18 protein-coding genes are annotated in these 17570 nt (G+C 61.9%); 7 read left to right on the top strand and 11 right to left on the bottom strand.

Annotated features, from left to right (window positions below; genetic code table 11):
* Positions 1 to 5 precede the first annotated feature (5 nt).
* Genes AC0JZ4_RS03255 through AC0JZ4_RS03240 form a run of 4 tightly spaced genes read right to left on the bottom strand, consistent with a single transcriptional unit; the run spans position 6 to position 3860 of the window.
* On the bottom strand, positions 6 to 809 hold the full coding sequence (locus tag AC0JZ4_RS03255) for an ABC transporter ATP-binding protein (protein ID WP_471885017.1): 804 nt from the start codon (positions 807 to 809) through the stop codon (positions 6 to 8).
* Positions 806 to 1858 carry a FecCD family ABC transporter permease gene (locus AC0JZ4_RS03250; RefSeq protein ID WP_471885016.1) on the bottom strand — a complete coding sequence of 351 codons (1053 nt, stop codon included), beginning with the start codon at positions 1856 to 1858 and terminating at the stop codon, positions 806 to 808. The genes AC0JZ4_RS03255 and AC0JZ4_RS03250 overlap by 4 nt, the downstream gene beginning before the upstream one ends.
* A complete protein-coding gene (locus tag AC0JZ4_RS03245; protein ID WP_471885015.1) occupies positions 1855 to 2892 on the bottom strand; it encodes a FecCD family ABC transporter permease in 1038 nt (345 codons plus the stop codon). The genes AC0JZ4_RS03250 and AC0JZ4_RS03245 overlap by 4 nt, the downstream gene beginning before the upstream one ends.
* Positions 2889 to 3860 (bottom strand): iron-siderophore ABC transporter substrate-binding protein, encoded by a 972-nt coding sequence (locus AC0JZ4_RS03240; protein ID WP_471887771.1) that lies wholly within the window; start codon positions 3858 to 3860, stop codon positions 2889 to 2891. The genes AC0JZ4_RS03245 and AC0JZ4_RS03240 overlap by 4 nt, the downstream gene beginning before the upstream one ends.
* 368 nt (positions 3861 to 4228) lie before the next feature.
* On the opposite strand from AC0JZ4_RS03240, the gene AC0JZ4_RS03235 reads away from it, so the two are divergent.
* Positions 4229 to 6409, top strand: coding sequence for a TonB-dependent siderophore receptor (locus AC0JZ4_RS03235; RefSeq protein WP_471885014.1), 2181 nt, complete (start codon positions 4229 to 4231; stop codon positions 6407 to 6409).
* Positions 6410 to 6467: 58 nt separating this feature from the next.
* On the opposite strand, the gene AC0JZ4_RS03230 is transcribed toward AC0JZ4_RS03235, so the two are convergent.
* A complete protein-coding gene (locus AC0JZ4_RS03230; protein ID WP_471885013.1) occupies positions 6468 to 7361 on the bottom strand; it encodes a helix-turn-helix domain-containing protein in 894 nt (297 codons plus the stop codon).
* Positions 7362 to 7483: 122 nt separating this feature from the next.
* Complete coding sequence (locus AC0JZ4_RS03225) at positions 7484 to 9463, bottom strand: glycosyltransferase family 2 protein (RefSeq protein WP_471885012.1); 1980 nt, start codon at positions 9461 to 9463, stop codon at positions 7484 to 7486.
* A gap of 88 nt (positions 9464 to 9551) precedes the next feature.
* On the opposite strand from AC0JZ4_RS03225, the gene AC0JZ4_RS03220 reads away from it, so the two are divergent.
* A complete protein-coding gene (locus tag AC0JZ4_RS03220; protein ID WP_471885011.1) occupies positions 9552 to 10445 on the top strand; it encodes a transporter substrate-binding domain-containing protein in 894 nt (297 codons plus the stop codon).
* A gap of 232 nt (positions 10446 to 10677) precedes the next feature.
* On the opposite strand, the gene AC0JZ4_RS03215 is transcribed toward AC0JZ4_RS03220, so the two are convergent.
* The 3 genes from AC0JZ4_RS03215 to AC0JZ4_RS03205 all read right to left on the bottom strand — a co-directional run bounded on the left by AC0JZ4_RS03215 (position 10678) and on the right by AC0JZ4_RS03205 (position 12712).
* Positions 10678 to 11340 (bottom strand): S24 family peptidase, encoded by a 663-nt coding sequence (locus AC0JZ4_RS03215; protein WP_471885010.1) that lies wholly within the window; start codon positions 11338 to 11340, stop codon positions 10678 to 10680.
* Positions 11341 to 11556: 216 nt separating this feature from the next.
* Positions 11557 to 12204 carry a response regulator transcription factor gene (locus tag AC0JZ4_RS03210; protein ID WP_471885009.1) on the bottom strand — a complete coding sequence of 216 codons (648 nt, stop codon included), beginning with the start codon at positions 12202 to 12204 and terminating at the stop codon, positions 11557 to 11559.
* A gap of 130 nt (positions 12205 to 12334) precedes the next feature.
* A complete protein-coding gene (locus AC0JZ4_RS03205) occupies positions 12335 to 12712 on the bottom strand; it encodes a hypothetical protein (RefSeq protein ID WP_471887770.1) in 378 nt (125 codons plus the stop codon).
* Between the two features lie 138 nt (positions 12713 to 12850).
* Here AC0JZ4_RS03205 and AC0JZ4_RS03200 point away from each other — a divergent pair, with 138 nt between their 5' ends.
* The gene (locus AC0JZ4_RS03200) at positions 12851 to 13198 is read left to right on the top strand and encodes a DUF952 domain-containing protein (RefSeq protein WP_471885008.1); all 348 of its coding nucleotides are present in this window, start codon (positions 12851 to 12853) and stop codon (positions 13196 to 13198) included.
* Positions 13195 to 14295 (top strand): quinone-dependent dihydroorotate dehydrogenase, encoded by a 1101-nt coding sequence (locus AC0JZ4_RS03195; protein ID WP_471885007.1) that lies wholly within the window; start codon positions 13195 to 13197, stop codon positions 14293 to 14295. Before AC0JZ4_RS03200 ends, AC0JZ4_RS03195 begins: the two co-directional genes overlap by 4 nt.
* Before the next feature lie 8 nt (positions 14296 to 14303).
* Here AC0JZ4_RS03195 and AC0JZ4_RS03190 read toward each other — a convergent pair whose 3' ends face one another.
* Together AC0JZ4_RS03190 and AC0JZ4_RS03185 are read right to left on the bottom strand one after the other, a co-directional pair.
* A complete protein-coding gene (locus AC0JZ4_RS03190; protein ID WP_471885006.1) occupies positions 14304 to 14789 on the bottom strand; it encodes a CAP domain-containing protein in 486 nt (161 codons plus the stop codon).
* A gap of 1 nt (position 14790) precedes the next feature.
* Positions 14791 to 15057: a DUF6460 domain-containing protein gene (locus AC0JZ4_RS03185; RefSeq protein WP_471885005.1), complete on the bottom strand. Its 267-nt coding sequence runs from the start codon at positions 15055 to 15057 to the stop codon at positions 14791 to 14793.
* 149 nt (positions 15058 to 15206) lie between these two features.
* Here AC0JZ4_RS03185 and AC0JZ4_RS03180 point away from each other — a divergent pair, with 149 nt between their 5' ends.
* From AC0JZ4_RS03180 to AC0JZ4_RS03170, 3 genes are all read left to right on the top strand, one after another.
* Positions 15207 to 16130 (top strand): class I SAM-dependent DNA methyltransferase, encoded by a 924-nt coding sequence (locus AC0JZ4_RS03180; protein WP_471885004.1) that lies wholly within the window; start codon positions 15207 to 15209, stop codon positions 16128 to 16130.
* 104 nt (positions 16131 to 16234) lie between these two features.
* On the top strand, positions 16235 to 16885 hold the full coding sequence (locus AC0JZ4_RS03175) for a YitT family protein (protein WP_471885003.1): 651 nt from the start codon (positions 16235 to 16237) through the stop codon (positions 16883 to 16885).
* Between the two features lies 1 nt (position 16886).
* Complete coding sequence (locus AC0JZ4_RS03170) at positions 16887 to 17531, top strand: YitT family protein (RefSeq protein WP_471885002.1); 645 nt, start codon at positions 16887 to 16889, stop codon at positions 17529 to 17531.
* Positions 17532 to 17570: the final 39 nt, after the last annotated feature.

The raw sequence follows: 17570 nt of genomic DNA, 5'->3' as shown, positions 1-17570 counted from the left end.
ACGCTTCACGAACCATGCACGTGATGTCGCCCGAGCGGCAGCATCATCGGCCGGCCGCAGGTCGGGTCGGCAATCACCCGGCTTTGCAGGCCGAACACGTCCCTCACGGTTGCTTCCGTCAGCACCTCTTCCGGCGTTCCCGATATATGGATGCGCCCGCCGCTCATCGCCACCAGATGGTCCGCGTAGCGGGCGGCGAGGTTCAGGTCGTGCAGCACCATGACGATCGTCGTGCCGCGTTCATGGTTGAGGTCGGTCAGAAGATCGAGAACCTCGATCTGGTGGTTGATGTCGAGAAAGGTCGTCGGTTCGTCGAGAAGCAGGACATTCGTTTCCTGGGCGAGTGCCATGGCGATCCATACCCTCTGGCGCTGGCCGCCGGAAAGCTCGTCCACCGGCCGGTCTGCAAGGTCCGCCGTCTTCGTCGCGTCGAGCGCCGCCTGCACGGCCGCATCGTCCTTTGTCGTCCATCGGGAGAAAAGGCCCTGATGCGGATGCCGCCCGCGGCTGACGAGATCGGCAACGGTGATGCCTTCCGGCGCGACCGGTGATTGCGGCAGAAGGCCGAGTGTCCGGGCAAGCTCTCGCGGCGGCGTCTTGTGCACCGACTTTCCGTCGAGCAGAACCTGCCCGTTGCGCGGCGTCAGCAGCCGCGACATGGCCCGCAGCAATGTGGACTTTCCGCAGGCATTGGCGCCGACGATCACGGTAATCTTGCCGGGAGGGATGGCAAGGTCGAGGTCGGTGAGGATGTCGCTTTCGCCATATCCGGCGGAAAGCGTCTCTGCGGTCAGCGAATGAACGGTCATAGCGAGCCTCCGGCCCGGTTTGCGCGTATGATGAGATAGATGAGATAGGGAGCGCCAAGCGCCCCTGTCACGACGCCGACCGGGTAGCGGCTGGCGAGCAGGAACTGCCCGGCATAATCGCCGGCAAGAACCAGGACCGCCCCGACAAGGGCTGCCGGCAGAAGCAGCGGCCCGCTGTCGCCGACGATACGGGCGGCGATCGGTCCCGATAGAAAGGCGACGAAGGCGATCGGGCCGGTCACGGCCGTGGCGCAGGCGATCATGCCGACGGTCGCGACGATGACGATGATCCGTGTGGCGGAGACGCAAACGCCAAGTGCCGCAGCCATGTCGTCGCCGAGCCTGAGTGCCTCTATGTCGCGTCCGCGGCTGATCAAGAGGCCGCCGAAGATGAAAAGCGACAGAAGCAGTGTGCCGGATTGACCGATCTGTGCGCCGTTGACGCTGCCGGTCAGCCAGCGCATCGCCTCCTGCAGGCTCCAGGCGGGCGCCTGGGAAAGGATATAGGCGACGATGCTTTCCAGCATGGCGGAAACGCCGATGCCGACCAGGATAAGGCGGGTACCGGCAACCCCGTTGCGCGATGACAGGCCATACACCGCCATCGCCACGCCAAGGCCGGAGCAAACGGCGAGAATGGAAACGGCCGGTCCGCTCCATGACAGGACGATGATGGCAAACACGGCGGCGGCGCTTGCGCCGGAGCTGATGCCGACAATATCGGGGCTGGCCAGAGGATTGCGCAGCATGATCTGGAAGGCCGCGCCTCCCAGACCGAAGCTCAGGCCGGCCAGCACCGCCAGCACCGAGCGCGGCAGGCGCAGCTGGCCGACGGCAAAGCTCGCGCCGGCCACGTTTTCCCCCATCAGCACCCGAAGCACGTCCCCCGGCGGCGTGAAGGACTGGCCGAGCGACAGCGCCAGTGCAAACAGCAAGGCGACCGTCAGCACGAGGGTGGAAATCACCAGTCGATATCTGCGACGGCGTCGCTGCCGGTTGGCGACGATCACGGCAAGTGTGCCGGAAAGGGGAGGGGAGATCGTGGTCAAAGCTCGCGAACCTTCTGGCGGCGGACGATCCAGATGAAGAAGGGGGCGCCGATCAATGCGGTGATGATGCCGACATCGAGTTCCGCCGGCCGTGCGATGATGCGGCCGACGACATCGGCCGCGAGCAGCAGGCTTGCCCCGGCAAGTGCCGAGAAGGGCAGAAGCCAGCGGTGATCGACACCGACCAGCAGGCGGCAGACATGCGGTACGACCAGCCCGAGAAACCCGATAGGGCCGCAGACGGCGGTGGTCGCGCCGCATAGGAGGATGGCGCCGAGCGCGGCGGTTGCCCGCGCCACGGCCACCCGCTCGCCGAGGCCGCTTGCCAGTTCGTCACCAAGCGCCAGCGAGTTCAGCTTGCGTGCCGAAAGAAGACTGATGGCAAAACCGACGGCGAGAAAGGGCAGAACCGGCCAGATCCGCTCGAAGGTCGCACCGCCGACGCCGCCGATCTGCCATGAACGCACGCCGCCGGCAATGTCGGCCCGAGGCAGAACGATCGCGATCACCAGCGAGGAAAAGGCGACCGAGGTCGCTGCACCCGCCAGCGCCAGTTTCAAAGGCGTCGCACCGCCGCGGCCCATCGAGCCGATCGTGTAGACGAAGATCGCGGCGCCCGCCGCACCGGCAACAGCGGTCCAGATATAGGCGGAGGCAGAGGTGATATCGAACCATGCGACGCCGATGACGACGGCAAGCGAGGCGCCCATGTTGACGCCCAGAATGCCGGGATCGGCAAGCGGATTGCGCGTTACCCCCTGCATGATCGCCCCTGCAAGGCCAAGCGACGCGCCGGCCATCAGCGCCAGCAGCGTGCGCGGAATGCGCAGTGCCACGGCCGCCTGGCCTATCGTATCCACATGACCCTCAAGGGCTGCGACGATATCGGCCCATGCGACGTCACGCGTCCCGATCGTCACCGAGGCTGCGAACAGCAGCGCAAGAAGCGCGACAAGCCCGATGAGCCAGAGGCTTCTCTGCCTGTTCGACAGATACGATAATAGGGTTGGGGCTGCAGGCTGATCGGGCGTCATGGGGCTTTCTTGACGGCGCCGGCAAGCAGTGCGACGTAATCCTTCAGCACGTAGGAAATCGAAAGCGGCGTCGGGTTGGCGGCGGTGCCGACCGGATTGCGGCCGAGCGTGATGAGCGCCTTGTTTTCCACGGCCGGCATCTTCGCCATCAGCGGATTGGCTTCAAGCGCTTCGAGCAGACGCTGGTCGCCATAGGTGACGAGAATGTCGACATCGTCGAAATCGTCGATCCGTTCGGCGCTGACGGCCCCAGCGAATTTCCCCGGTGCCGAAGCGTCGACGACGCTCTTCGGCGAGGCAAGGCCGAGATCGGCGAAGAATTTCACCCGCGTGTCGTTGGTCGTGTAGAAATTGACGACGCTGAGGTCTGACGCGTTGAGATGGGTGATGAACATCGCAGATTTGCCATGCAGTTCGGGATGGCCGGCAACCGCCTCGGCGATCTCGCCCTCGATCGTCTTGATCAGGGCATTGCCCTCCGTGGCCATGCCGAGGCCAAGCGCGTTATAGCGGATCATCTCGCGCCAGTCCGTCGACCATGGCGCCTCGGGATAGGCGACGACCGGGGCGATCTGGCTCAGCGTATCGTAATCTGCCTGGCTGAGGCCTGAATAGGCGGCGAGGATGACATCCGGCTGCGTGGCGGCGACCGCCTCGAAATCGATGCCGTCGCCCTCGTCGAACAGGACCGGCCTTTGCGCGCCCAGTTCGTCAAGCTTGGCGGTCACCCAGGGCAGGATCCCGTCATTGTCGTCATCGCCGAAATTGGCGGCAGCCATGCCGACGGGCACGATGCCGAGCGCCAGCGGCACTTCATGGTTTGCCCAGGCAACGGTTGCAATGCGCTGCGGCTTCTTCTCGATGACCGTGGTACCCAGCGCATGCTTGATGGTGATCGGATACGTGGTCTCGCCGTCCGCGGCTTGTGCAAGGCTCGCAACGAGCAGGATAATGCAGCAGGACACCATGCGCAGGGCGGAAGCGATGAATGGCGGCATGTGCAATCTCCGTGACCGTCCGTGGATAAGTGGACTTCCAGTTTCAGGTTCAACCGGGCGCGTCAACCGGATGGCTGTTCCTCGACGGTGGCCATGGTGATCTTTCCGTAGGTTTCTACAAAGTTTAAAAAAGATACAATACTGGATAAGCTTGCTCAAGTTATGAGCCTTGCCGGGGACACAATTTGGTTATCGCGTGCACCGGCTTGCGTTGGGATCAACGGATCTCGATCTGCAGGCATCGCGCATGCGCTGCTCCATGTCTGCCCAACCGAAATCAGCGGCGGCTTCGATAACTCGCGGGCCGGCGATCGCCAGATCAATCTTGGAAGATGAACATGGACATGCAACGCACGAGCGACAACCCGAAACGAGCCCTGAAGCGCTACCGGAAAACCGTGCTTCTGGGCTGCACCGCGCTCGTAGCACTCGCCCCGACCCTGGCAATCGGCCAGGAGGCCGATACCGCTGCATCGGACACGACGCTTGCGCCGATCGTTATCCAGGGTACTGGCAGCACGCTCGATACCAGCAATGATTCCAACTCGATCGTGGCGAGAGAGACGACAGCCGTCGGCAGGATGCCGACCGATGTGCTGACAGCTCCGGCAACGGTCTCGGTCATCACGTCCAAGGAAATCGAGGAACGTGGTGCGCAGAGTATCGAGCAGGTCGTGCAGTACACCGCCGGCGTGAACACCGACTATTACGGCTCTGACGATCGCTACGATTATTTCAAGATCCGCGGCTTCTCGCCCTACACCTCTCGCGATGGCTTGGCGATCGGCCGCACTTGGGCTGGCACTCGCGAGGAACCCTATGCTTTCGAACGCATCGAGGTTCTCAAGGGAGCTAATTCCTCCGGCTTTGGCGTTTCCGATCCGGGTGGTTCTGTGAACTACGTGACGAAGCGCCCGAGGAGCGAGCGCTTTGGTGAGGTTTACGGAACAGGCGGCTCCTTTGCTCACAAGGAAGCCGGTTTCGATTTCGGTGACAACATTACTGAGGATGATACGCTCTCTTACCGCCTCACCGGCAAGTTCCAGCGCTCCAATGCCGAATACGATTATTCGCAGGATGACGAGAACTTCATCATGGGGGGCCTGACCTGGCGCCCGACCGATCTGACGAGCCTCTCCTTCATCTTCGATCACCTCGACAAGGATGGTACGCCGAGCAGCGGTGCTCACCCGATCGGATCCGACTTTGACCGTGATAAATTCTTCGGTGAACCGGACTTCAATTATGATACGACCAACCGCAACACCTACAGCTTCATCTTCGATCACGACTTTGCCAACGGTCTGACGTTCAATACAAGCGCGCGCTACAGCAAGACCCGTTCGTCGTTCGGCTATATGTACCTTAACGATGCTTTGGGCGTTCTTGACCCGTCGGACACGCTGATCAATCGCGATCTCTTCGCGAGCGAAAGCTCCAGCGAACAGTTCGTCATCGACGCTCACATGCTCTACGAGGCAGACTTCGATCAGGTCGAGAGCCGTACGCTAGTCGGCGTGGATTATAACAACTACAAGTCTGAGAGCACCGGCTATTACGACTCGTCGTCTCCGTACCTGCCCTATTACCCGGGCCTCACCACGCCCATCGATTGGCAAAATCCGATCTATTCCGGTTTCCCCTCGACAATTCCCTTGAGCAGCAGCCGAGAAAACACGCAGAAGACGAAGGCGATCTACCTTCAGCAGGATCTGACCTTCTCCGACAGGTTGACGGCCAGCCTCGGCTTCCGAAACGACTGGCTCGATCTTAGCCAGACGGACAGGATCTTTGGTACCGACGACTCGGAAGAACATCGCGAATTCACCAAGCGCTTTGGTCTGAGCTACAAGATTACCGACGAAGTCGCGGCTTTTGTCAGCTATGCCGAGTCTGCTGCGCCACCGGCCTTCGGGAGCACGCCGACGACCGGAAAGCAGTATGAGGCGGGTATCAAGTATCGCCCGGATGCCTTTCCGGCCTTGTTCAGCGCTTCGGTCTACGATTTGACGATGGAGAACATCACCACGCGTGAGGCTCCGGCATATCTTGAATCCACTGTCGAGAAGGTGCGCCATCGCGGTATCGATCTGGAAGCCAAGGTCGAGCTGCCGCAGAACATCAACCTGATCGCCGCCTATTCCTACATCGACTCGAAGATCGAAGAGCCGGGCAATGCCAACAACCTGAACGGCAAGAAGTTTGCCCAGGTTCCCGAACACATTGCATCCCTATGGGGTACCTACACTCTGGAAGGTGAGGGCGCTCGCGGCGACATGACCTTCGGGCTTGGTGCACGCTATATCGGCTCGTATTACTTCAACAACGCCAACACCCGTAAGTCGGATGGCGCTGTGGTCTTCGATGCTGCCTATACCTACAAGATCCAGGAAAATACGACGTTCCAGCTTAACGTCAGCAACGTTTTCGACGAGAAGCATGTCGCCAACAATGACGGCGGCGGCATCTATTACAATCCGGGCCGCAACATCATGGCGACCCTCCGTCAGACCTGGTAACGCCCGTCCCGTCCGCATCACTGCGGGCGGGAATTTTCCTTCCGGTTGCGAGAGGAGCTCAGCCGCCCTGCTGCACGCGGCGCCATGCGGCAGGTGTTGTTCCGACGATCTGGCGGAATGACTTGGTCAGGTGGGCCTGATCGGTAAAGCCGAGCTCTGCCGCGATATCGGCAACGGCAATATCGCTATTGACGAGCAGACCCTTGGCAAGCTCGATCCGCTTGGCAAGCTGCCATTGCAGCGGCGTCTTGCCGGTCGTCTGCTTGAACACGTTGGCAAACCAGCTTTCCGACAAACCCACCGTCTCGGCCATTTCCGCGATTGTCATCCGGCAATCGCTCTGCGCGTCGATGCGTGCCGTCAGCTTGTTCAGCTGCCCCTGCGTCAGCCGACCATTGGCGGGTTTCTCGTCCGTCATCGGAATGTCGAGCAGGCCGGCAACGATGCTTCCCACGAGGCTTTCCGCGAAGACGGAGTGCCGCGATGGCCCGGAAATCTCATCGACGAGAAGCCCGGCGAGTGTCTCGATCGCACCGATATCCTGCACTTCCGACGGTCGCTTCATCGCGGAAAGGGCGGCCGAACTCCCCAGGGAAGGGGACAGGAAACGCATCAGCCGGTCTCGGTGGATATGCAGGTTGAGATGCGAGAAACGGTGCAGCGCGCGGCTGGTCGTCCACATCGGGACGCCGGCCGGAATATAGATCGCCCGTGTCATCGGCCGATGATTGCGGCAGAACTCGCCATTCTCGTTGGAAATGCTGACGCGCGACGACACGTCGCTGAAGAAGATCATGATGCGCGGGTCGTCGGCGAGGTAATAGCCCTTGGCGCCCTGTTGACTTTCCGCTTCCCAGAAGACGCTCACAAGCCCGTCAAACTGCCGCCACCTTGGCGGGGCGACGACCTGAATGCCCTCGGTCCGCCAGTCCATCGCGTGCCAGAAACCCAATTTCAAATCCGCCCTGATATCAAGATATGACCGTTGAAAGCGGTCTTGCATCTGAAAGCCGGACCAATCGCTCCGAACCTAAAATCTGATCAATTTTGTCATGTTTGTCCGGTTTCGGCAAGTCACCCGGAATGATCGGGAAGTCCGGCTGCTCGGGTCGCCGGATTTTCCGCTGGTGCGGATGGCAGGATCGTTGGCCGATGCGGCGTCTTGTTCCAGTGAAAAGGCTTCGTTTTCAGCTCCACCACCGCTCTCCAGCTCGCCGCCGAAATCATCAGCCAATAGAAGGGAACGAAGACCCACTTCCTGCCCAGCATCCGCTTTTCATGGTCGATCATCGAGCCGACGCCGAGACCGAGGAAGATCAGGTAGCTGCCGATAATATTGACGAAATCCATGATGAACAGCGACAGCGTGCCGAGCGGCAGATCATCCTTCGGCGCCTCCAGCAGGGCCGAGGCGCCCAGCCACAGGAAGACGAAGATAAGCGGATGCAGCAGTGCCGAAAGCAGCATGCCGCCGACCGTGAGCTGGAAGATCACGAAGGGCAGAATGCCCATCTCGCGGGCCAACGTCGCGGGCTGGCGCATCAGCACCAGCCATGTCTGCAGCCAGCCCTTGAACCAGCGGGCGCGCTGCGCCATCCAGACTGACATTTCTAGCGGCGCATCCTCCATCGTCTGTCGGCTGATCACGCCCGAGCGATACCCGAGCCTGAACAGGCGCAGGCCGATATCGGCATCCTCCGTCACGTTGAACGGGTCCCAGCCGCCGACCTGCCGCAGGATCTCGGTCTTGAAATGATTGGATGTACCGCCGAGCGGCAGCGGCATGCGGCCTTTCGCCAGCATCGGCAACAGGCCGCGGAAAAGCGCCGAATATTCCAGCGAAAAAAGCCCGCTCAGAAAGTTCTCGCGGGCATTGGCGATGATCAGCGGCGCCTGCAGGCAGGCAAGGTCGTCCGGCCCGTTGCGAAACGTTGCATAGGCCTCGCGCAGTTGCTGCGGATGCGGCCGGTCCTCGGCGTTGTAGATCGCCAGATACTCGCCACGGGCGGCCGCAAGTGCATAGGTAAGGGCCTTTGGCTTCGTTCGCGGCCCGAGCGGCGGCACGCGGATGATCTCGAATTGCGGCGGCAGGCGGAACGTCTCGAGCGCCGTGATCGTCTCCGCATCATCCGCCTCGCAGACAAGCTTGATATCGAGAAGCGCAGCCGGCCAGTCGAGCCGCAGCAGGCTGGTGACCAGCTGCCGGACAACCGGCGCCTCCCGGTAGAGCGCCACCATGACGGTATAGCGCGGCAGGTACCCCGGAGGTGCCGGCTGCGGAGGCGGGGACGGACGTTGCCGCATCTTGATGGCCAAGGCCGAAAGCCGCAGAATCAGCGATGAGAGATAGAGGAACGACAGCGTCACATGCAGGAAAAACAGCGTGGCAAGCGGTGCCATCAGTAGGCTGGCGATCACACCGGTCACCAGCGTGCCGGCATAAAACCCCTGTTGTCCGGTAAGCACCGGCCGCGCGGAAAACAGCGGCCGGCTCTCGAAAAGACCGTTGGTAACCTCGCGTGCTCGCCGCGCCTCTCCGGCAGACCAGATTTCCTGCCGCAGCGCCGTCGGCGTGGTGATGGCAAGGTCCCGGCCAAGCGGGGGCATGGTCACCAGTGCTGCCGCAAGATCCGCCAGCCGCGCGGCCTCCGGCACGATAACGGTCTGTGGCGCCCGGTTGCGATGCGCAAGCCTGATCATGGTCGGGCGGATGAGCTGTGTGTCGCTCAGCGCGCCGTCCCGCACCAGCGCCGCATCGATCGTCTGGAGGAAGGGCAGCCGCAGCAGCCGTGCGATCGCGCCATAATAGGCGTCTTCGCGCACCTTGCCGGAGCGCAGCAGCTCCGCCTCGAGCGAGGTACCGTTGTAAAGGGCGCGCGCAGCGACTTCGGCGATCAGCGGCTTGGAAAAACCGAGCGCTGCGAGCACGTCGGCTTCCGACCGTGCAGCACGGATGGCCTCGCCACCCGCGGCCCCGACGGCGTCGTGCTCCGGCATCTCGCCCGCGTCATCATAGATCGCCGATCCCTGCGGCGGATATTCCCCGAAGCGCATGGTTCTGTTACACCATCCCCGAACGGCGCTGCCGAGTTGAAATCGGCGCGTCGACCTTTGCCCACTGTGTATTTTAATGAGGCGCCGGATGATTACATCCCCAGTTTGGCGGGGGGCTTTGCGCCTCTTTAGCGCTTTCCTGCTGGTTTCGGCCGCCTTTGCCGCGCCAACGCCGGCAATTTCCCAGAGCGACCCAACGGCCGTTAATGGTGCCGATCAACTGCCGCTGATGTTCGACGCGCGCGAGCGGCTGGCGCGGCCGGACCTCTCGGCGGTGGTGCGCATCGGCATTTTGACGACCGTCGATTTCCCGCCCTTCAACTTCGCCGACCAGAGCGGCCGCCTGGCCGGCTTCAATGTCGATCTCGCTCGCGAAATCTGCGCCGAGCTGAGGCTGGAGGCGAAGTGCCAGATCCAAGCATTGCCTTTCGAGGATCTGGAGACGGCTTTGGATGGCAATGCCGGCGAGGCGGTCATGGCAGGCATTGCCATCACGCCGGAGCGCCGTGAAAAATTCGCCTTCTCGCGTCCCTATCTCGGCATCCCGGCCCGCTTTGCCAAACTGCGATCGCTGGAACTGCCGGGCGATACGGCAGCCGCCCTTGCCGGAAAACGTGTTGGGGTCGTCGGGGATACCGCCCATGCGGCGATGCTGAAGGCCTTCTTCCCGCGGGTCGAGGCCGTGCCCTTCGAAAACGATTGGGAAATGACGGAAGGACTACGGGAAGCAAAGGTCGATGCGGTCTTTTCCGACGGTCTTCGGTTGCCTTTCTGGGTGGCGAGCGAAGCCTCGCAGAACTGCTGCAGCCTGTTCGACGGTCCCTATGTATCGGAAAAATATCTGGGCGAGGGGCTGGCGATCATGATGCGTAAAACCGATCCGCTCATCGCTCAGGCTTTCGATCAGGCACTGGCCGGCCTGTCACGCAACGGCCGCCTGCAGGATCTCTATCTGCGCTATTTTCCGAACGGGCTTTACTGAGCAGGGTTGCAAGTCCAGCAGAAACGCGGAAACGGCTTGACTGTCGGAATTGCCTGGCGACGGCGATATGGGTCAGTATCGCATTTCGACGAAGCCCTTCGTCAATCTAAAGCACGTCGCGATCGTTCGGGTTCGCTTGCCGTGCTTTAGCTCCTTGTTTTCGCGCATGTCTCCCGAAACCGGTGGCCCCTTTCGGAAGAAATGCTGTAGGAATTTGGTCCTTTGATCGGGCTTACTGGCTCGCCCAGATGATCCGTGCGATCCATTCGACGTCGGCAAGCTCGAAGACGCGGTTCGGATGCTCCGGGTTGAGCGACATGACCTCGACGGTCTTCGGGCTCTGGCGGGCCAGCACCTTGGCCATCACCTCGCCCTCGCGCGTCTTCAGTACAACGCGGTCGTTGCGCCGCACAGGTGCACCCGGCTCGACGATCAGAACGTCGCCGTCGCGGTAGAGCGGCATCATCGATTCCCCCTGCACCTCGAGCGCATAGACGCCGCTCTTGCGTGCCGGGTCGGCCGGAAATTCCACCACATCCCAGCCCTGGCCGGCGGGAAAGCCGCCGTCGTCGAAAAAGCCGCCGGCGCCCGCCTGGGCAAAGCCGAGCAGCGGTATCGAGCCTGTTTGCGGCGGAAAATTACCGTCCGGGATCTGATTTCGGCCGGGCGAGGGCAGGAAACTCATGAATTGGTCGATCGTCGCTCCGGTAGCGTCGAGCACTTTCGAGATCGATTCCGTCGAGGGCCAGCGCAACCGCCCGTCGGGACCGAGGCGCTTGGAACGGTTGAAGGATGTCGGGTCGAGGCCGGCGCGGCGCGCAAGGCCGGATGGCGTCAGCTGGTGCCGTTCGGCCAGCCTGTCTAGCGCGGTCCAGATCGCTTCATGTGACAGCATCGTCGCCCATGCCCCGGCTGTGTCTGTCTGACCCGATCAAGACCTCCGGATAGGGGGCGGGATCGGTTCGTCGAACGGAGATGACACGCCAATTGCAAGGCGCGCTTGAAACTGCCGGAGATTGATCCTGCCGGCGAGGGAGATTTTAGCGGAATGACATGTCCGCGTAAAGCGAAAAAGGAATAAAATCCTTCCTTGCCCACATGGCGCTTTGCCTCAGGCGACCATGGCCATGTTGACCTTGCCAAGCTTGATCACCGCCTGGGTGCGGCTGTCGACATTGAGCTTGAGGAGGATGGCCGAGACATGCGCCTTGATCGTTGCCTCCGAGACGTTGAGCTCATAGGCGATCTGCTTGTTGAGCAGGCCTTCGGCAAGCATGGTCAGTACCTTGCTCTGCTGCGGGGTCAGCGTCTTCAGCCGGTCGAAGATCTCGACGAGTACCGGATCGTCCTCCACCGGGGCGATATCGCCGCCGGGCGAGAAGATGCCGCCGTCAAGCACCGTCGTCACACCGGTCCTGATCTCGTCGAGGCCGGACGATTTGGGGATGAAACCTGACGCGCCAAGCTCGATCGCCCGCCGAACGGTGCCGCAATCCTCGGTCGCCGAAACGATGACGATCGGCAGCGCGCAATACTGCGCCCGGAGCGTCATCAGGCCGGAAAAGCCGCTGACGCCCGGCATGGCGAGGTCGAGCAGCAGAAGGTCGGCGTCGGGATTATCCTCGGCCGCCTGGACAGCTGCGGAAAACTCCCCGCATTCGATGATGACGACATCGTCGGCCAGCGTCTGAAGGGCTTGCACCAAGGCACCGCGAAACAGGGGGTGGTCATCTGCAATAATGATTGTGAGTGTCTGCATTCCCACGCCTCCTCCCAAAGGCATAGTTGTGCTCGGGCCGTGCCCACGGCCCTCCTCAAGGCCATGGTTGAATTTGTAACCCTGTTGGCGAGTCGAAACAAGACCGCTTGCCGAAGGTGTGTAAAAGGCGTCACGTGCGGTCCGGCTGTGGCTCGGGCTTCGTCTCGCCGCTGAACTCGCGCACGATCCCCATGAACCGTTCCATGATGGAAAGCGAGCGGTCGACCTCTGCGTCGCTCGGCAGCCGCTCAGGGGGCGTCTGGCTCAGCCTTTCCTCCAATGCCGTCACCCGCTTTTCCAAAAGGTCGAGTTCCGTCTCGTAGGCGGCCCGCTCGTCGGGGGACATCCGGCAGGTGAGTTCGCCCGCCTCGTCCCTGCAGGTCGTGATCGCGCCGGTCTGGGTGTCCAGCCTAACGATGTCCTCTCCGCTGCGCTCAAGCTGAAATCGCTGTTGCGCCTCGGCAGCAGTGCAGCACAGAAGAGCGATCGTTCCGCAAATCGATAGCATGCGCATATTTGTCTCCTCCGTTTGCGATGGACATCCGGGTGCCTTTGCGGCAAACGGTCCGCAACAGCCGCTTGATCGGTCGAACCGGTCGGCAGCCATAAAGTTCTCACAAGCCAAATATCTCACCGGAGATGTGTGATGACGGATACCGTTTACAAGATCGTGCCCGAGGCAATCTGGCGTGAAGCCAAACAGAAAGGCGTTTTCGAAGGCGCCGAGATCGATCATCGCGATGGCTACATCCATCTTTCGACCAGTGCCCAGGCGCGCGAAACGGCCAGCCGCCACTTTGCCGGATTGACGGGGCTGCTGCTTGTCGCCGTCAACACGCTGGTACTCGGCGACGCACTGAAATTCGAGCCGTCGCGTGGCGGTGATCTCTTTCCTCACCTCTACGGCGTCCTGCCGCTGTCGGCAGTCCTTTGGGAAATGCCTCTGCTGATCGGCGTCGACGGCCAACATGCCTTCCCGGAGAAAATGCCATGACCGGTCCGCTTGGACGCCTTGCGGGAATTGCCTCCCGCAGTCTTTTCGCCTTCGATCCCGAAACCGCCCACAACCTGTCCATGGTGGCGCTGAAGACCGGTGTTTCGCCGGTATGCGCCCCGAAAGCCGATCCCCGGCTCGCCCGGACGATCGCCGGTATCCGCTTTGAAAACCCGGTCGGCCTTGCCGCCGGATACGACAAGAATGCCGAAGTGCCGGATGCGATGCTGAAGATCGGCTTCGGTTTCACCGAGGTCGGCACGTTGACGCCGAAGCCGCAGGCCGGCAATGACCGCCCGCGCCTCTTCCGCCTGGTCGAAGACCGCGCCGTCATCAATCGTTTCGGCTTTAACAATGAGGGCCATGAGGCGGCCCTGCGCCGGCTGTCCGCCCGCCGGTCGGCCAAGGGCATCGTCGGCGTCAATATCGGCGCCAACAAGGACAGCGAGGACCGTATTGCCGATTACGTACTCGGCATTCGCCGCTTCTCGTCTGTCGCGACCTATTTCACCGTCAACATCTCCTCGCCCAACACGCCGGGCCTGCGCGATCTGCAGGCGCGTGAAAGCCTGAAGGCCTTGCTGGATGCGGTGCTGGATGCCCGCGCCGAAGAGGCTCTGCGCATCGGCAATCGCATTCCGGTATTTCTGAAGATCGCACCCGACCTGACGGAAGAAGGGCTGGACGATGTCGCAGCCGAGGCGCTCGATCATGATCTCGATGGCCTGATCGTGTCGAACACGACCCTGTCGCGCGAGGGCCTGAAGGATCAGGTCCAGGCAAAGCAGATGGGCGGCATGTCGGGTGCGCCGCTCTTTGCAAAGTCCACGGCCGTTCTGGCCCGCATGCGCAAGCGCGTCGGTGCCGACATGCCGCTTATCGGTGTCGGCGGTGTCGGCTGCGCGGAAGATGCACTGGAAAAGATCCGTGCCGGCGCCGATCTCGTCCAGGTCTATTCCTGCATGGTCTATGAAGGGCCGGCTCTGCCCGGCGATATCTGCCGCGGCCTGTCGAAACACCTCGATCGGGAAGGCATCGCATCGATCCGCGACCTGCGCGACACCCGTGTCGATCACTGGGCGGCGCAGCCGCTCTGATCAGTGGCCTAACCCGAAAGCACCATGGCCCAGTAGGGCCGCCCATCGGCGGCCTTGGCGACTGCGACGCCGAGGCCGCGATAGCTGCCGAGCATGTTTTCCAGATGTTTCGGGCTGTCGATCCAGGCCTGTACGGCTGCCTCGACGGATTGCTGGCCTGCTGCGATATTTTCCGCAGCCGGAAGCGCCACGTCGCTCTTCTTCATCCGTGCGCCGAAGTCGTCGCCAAGCCCGATCAGGTGGGTCATCTTCTCGGCCTTGGCCATGCGGACGGACTGGATGCCGGCCGCCTTGCGGGCCGGCGTGTCGAGTTCGAGCGCAGATAGCCCCCTGGAGGCACGCAGCCGGTTGACGATCGGCAGCGCGGCAACGGTCGTATCCTCCGAACCCGGCGTCGGTGCCAGGACGGATGTCGTCGAACAGCCTGCGAGCGCAAGTCCAAGTCCGGAAAGCGCGAGAAATCCGCGCCGCGAAGTAAACGTTGAAGTGGTCATGTCAGCGGCGGTAGCTCATCAGGCGCAGAATGACGAAAACCGGGATCACCACGATCGCGCCGAGCAGCAGGTAGTCGCCAACCCGCCCCAGCGCACGGAAACCGTTGTACCAGAGATCGAGCACATAATAGCGGATGTCATTGACGATATTGTCGGGTGTGAAGCCTAAGAAGGCGAGCACGAAGCCGACGATCAGGCAGACCACGACCAGCTTCAGGATCGTCCGGCCGATCGAATCGCCCAAAAACCTGTTCACGCCATCCGCCATTCGTTTTCGTCTCCGTTATCTCTGATCCGCATAGCCGCGCGCGACCGACACGGCAACTCCCAGATAGGTATTGATCTTTGCCTCTCAAATAGAACTTGTGTTTTTTTGTGGCTTCGGCAATGAGCGGCGAGATTTCAGGACAGAAAATGATGAGCCAGTTCTCTTCCGGCGATGTGATAGCCGACCGTCGTGCCGATTATGCCCGCATGCTCGCCGAGGGCCGGGATTTTGCGGCCGCCGCCGAACTGATGGAACAGGCGCTCGAACTGTCGCCCACCTGGGCGGCGGGCTGGTTCCGGCTGGGCGAGTATCGCGAGAAGGCCGGCCTTGCAAGCGCTGAAGGCGCCTATCGCCAGGCACTTGAACTGGAGCCGGACGATGTGTTCGGCGCAATGCTCAAGCTCGCCGTCATCGGCGCGGAGGATACGCCCGACCAGCCGCCGAGCCGCTATATAGAAAGCCTGTTCGACGGCTATGCCGACCGGTTCGACACGGCACTGGTGGAAAAGCTCGACTATTCCGTCCCCGGCAAGCTGGCAGCTCTGGTCCAGCCCCATACGCCTTTCGCGCTGACCGTCGATCTTGGATGCGGCACGGGCCTGTTCGGCGCCGAGATCCGGGCGACGACGACACGGCTCGAAGGGTTCGATCTCTCCGCCAACATGCTTTCGAAGGCTGAGGACAAGGCGATCTACGATCACCTGGGTCAGTCGGACCTGAGCCTTGCCGCAGATGAAAGCGGTCTCTTCGGCCCCGACCTGCCATCGCACCGCGCCGATCTCGTCTCCGCCGCCGACGTGCTGATGTATCTGGGCTCGCTCGAAACGGTCTTCCCGCTCGTCGATCTTCTGCTGGCCGACAACGGCCTCTTTGCCTTCTCGGTGGAAGATGCCGCAGAAGAAGAAGGCTTCGTCCTGCGCGACAGCCTGCGCTATGCCCATTCGGAAGCGCATATCCGGCTGCTTCTCGCCCATCAGCGCTTCGAACTCCTGCAGCTTGAACGCACCACCATTCGCATGGATGGCGGAAAACCGGTCCGCGGCATTCTGTTTGTGTCGCGCAAGCTGCGCTAAAGCCCGTTTTCTTGCGATTTCACCATGCGCATTCAAGCGATCTTGAAGATGCTTGATGAAGCCGCTATCGCGGTGCACAATCCAGAAAAAGCAAGGGGAACGAATTGGCCGAGGAACAAGGTTCCGGCAAGCGCCGGCTGGGCTTCTATAGTCTCGATCCGGCGCGCCACACGCTGCTGGAAGATGCGCAGGGCCTGTTCATCAGTTCCATGGTTGCGGCACTGGGCCTGTATTTCCTCAATCAGGTGGGGCTTTTGACAAGCGGCACGGCCGGCGTCGCCTTCCTGCTGCATTACGCGCTGGATATCCCGTTCGGCATCCTGTTCTTCGCCGTCAACCTGCCCTTCTACTATCTCTCCTTCAAGCGGCTCGGCGTCGGCTTCTCGTTCAAGACCTTCATCGCCATCCTGATGGTGTCCTTCATCACCGAGCTGGAACGGCAGTTCCTCGTCATCCAGCATCTCGATCCGCTCTGGGCAGCGCTTCTCGGCGGCATCCTGATCGGCTTCGGCCTGCTCGGCCTTTATCGCCACCGCGCCTCGCTCGGCGGCATCGGCATTCTCGCCATCTACATCCAGGACCGTTTCAAAATCCCGGCCGGCCTCGTGCAGCTCGCTTTCGACCTCTGCGTCATGACTGCCGCCTTCTTCGTGGTCAGCCCGATGACGGTTCTCTGGTCGCTGCTGAGCGCCCTGGTGCTCAATCTTCTGCTGACCATCAATCACCGTTCCGATCGCTATATAGCGGTGCGCTGAGATGAGCGGCGCGAGGGATCGCAAGAGCCCGATCGGCTTCTGGGCCTCGACGACGGAAAAGCACTCGATTGTCGAGGATGTGCAGGGCGTCGTCGCAGGCTCCATGCTGGCGGCGCTCGGGGTCACCATGCTGGCTGCTGCCAGCTTGATGATTGGCGGCACCGCCGGGCTGGGCTTCCTGCTGCGCTATTCGGTGGATGTCAGCTTCGGCACGGCCTTCTTCCTCCTCAATCTGCCCTTCTACTGGCTGGCCTACAAGCGTCTCGGCCCCGTCTTCACGATCAAGACGTTCGCGGCTGTCGCGCTCACGTCGGCTCTGACCGGCATCCTGCCCAGGCTGATCGTCTTTTCCAGCATCGAACCGATAGCCGCTGCCCTGTTCGGCGGACTTCTGATCGGTTGCGGCATGCTGGTTCTCTTCCGCCATCGCGCCTCGCTCGGCGGTTTCGGTATCCTGGCGCTCTATCTGCAGGATCGCTTTGGCTGGCGCGCCGGCTTCGTGCAACTGGGTCTGGATTGCGTCGTGCTGTTTCTGTCCTTCTTCGTCGCCAGCCCGTTCGTCATCGCCTGCTCGGTGCTGGCAGCGCTGGCACTCAATCTGACGCTTGCCATCAACCACCGCACGGATCGCTATATCGTAAGGTAGGCGCTCTTTCTTTCGCGCCGCATGCACTTACCTTAGATG

It is taken from the genome of [Rhizobium] kunmingense, from assembly GCF_977018605.1.
The sequence above is the reverse complement of the archived record's forward strand: the minus strand, read 5'-3'. Positions and strand labels throughout refer to the sequence as shown.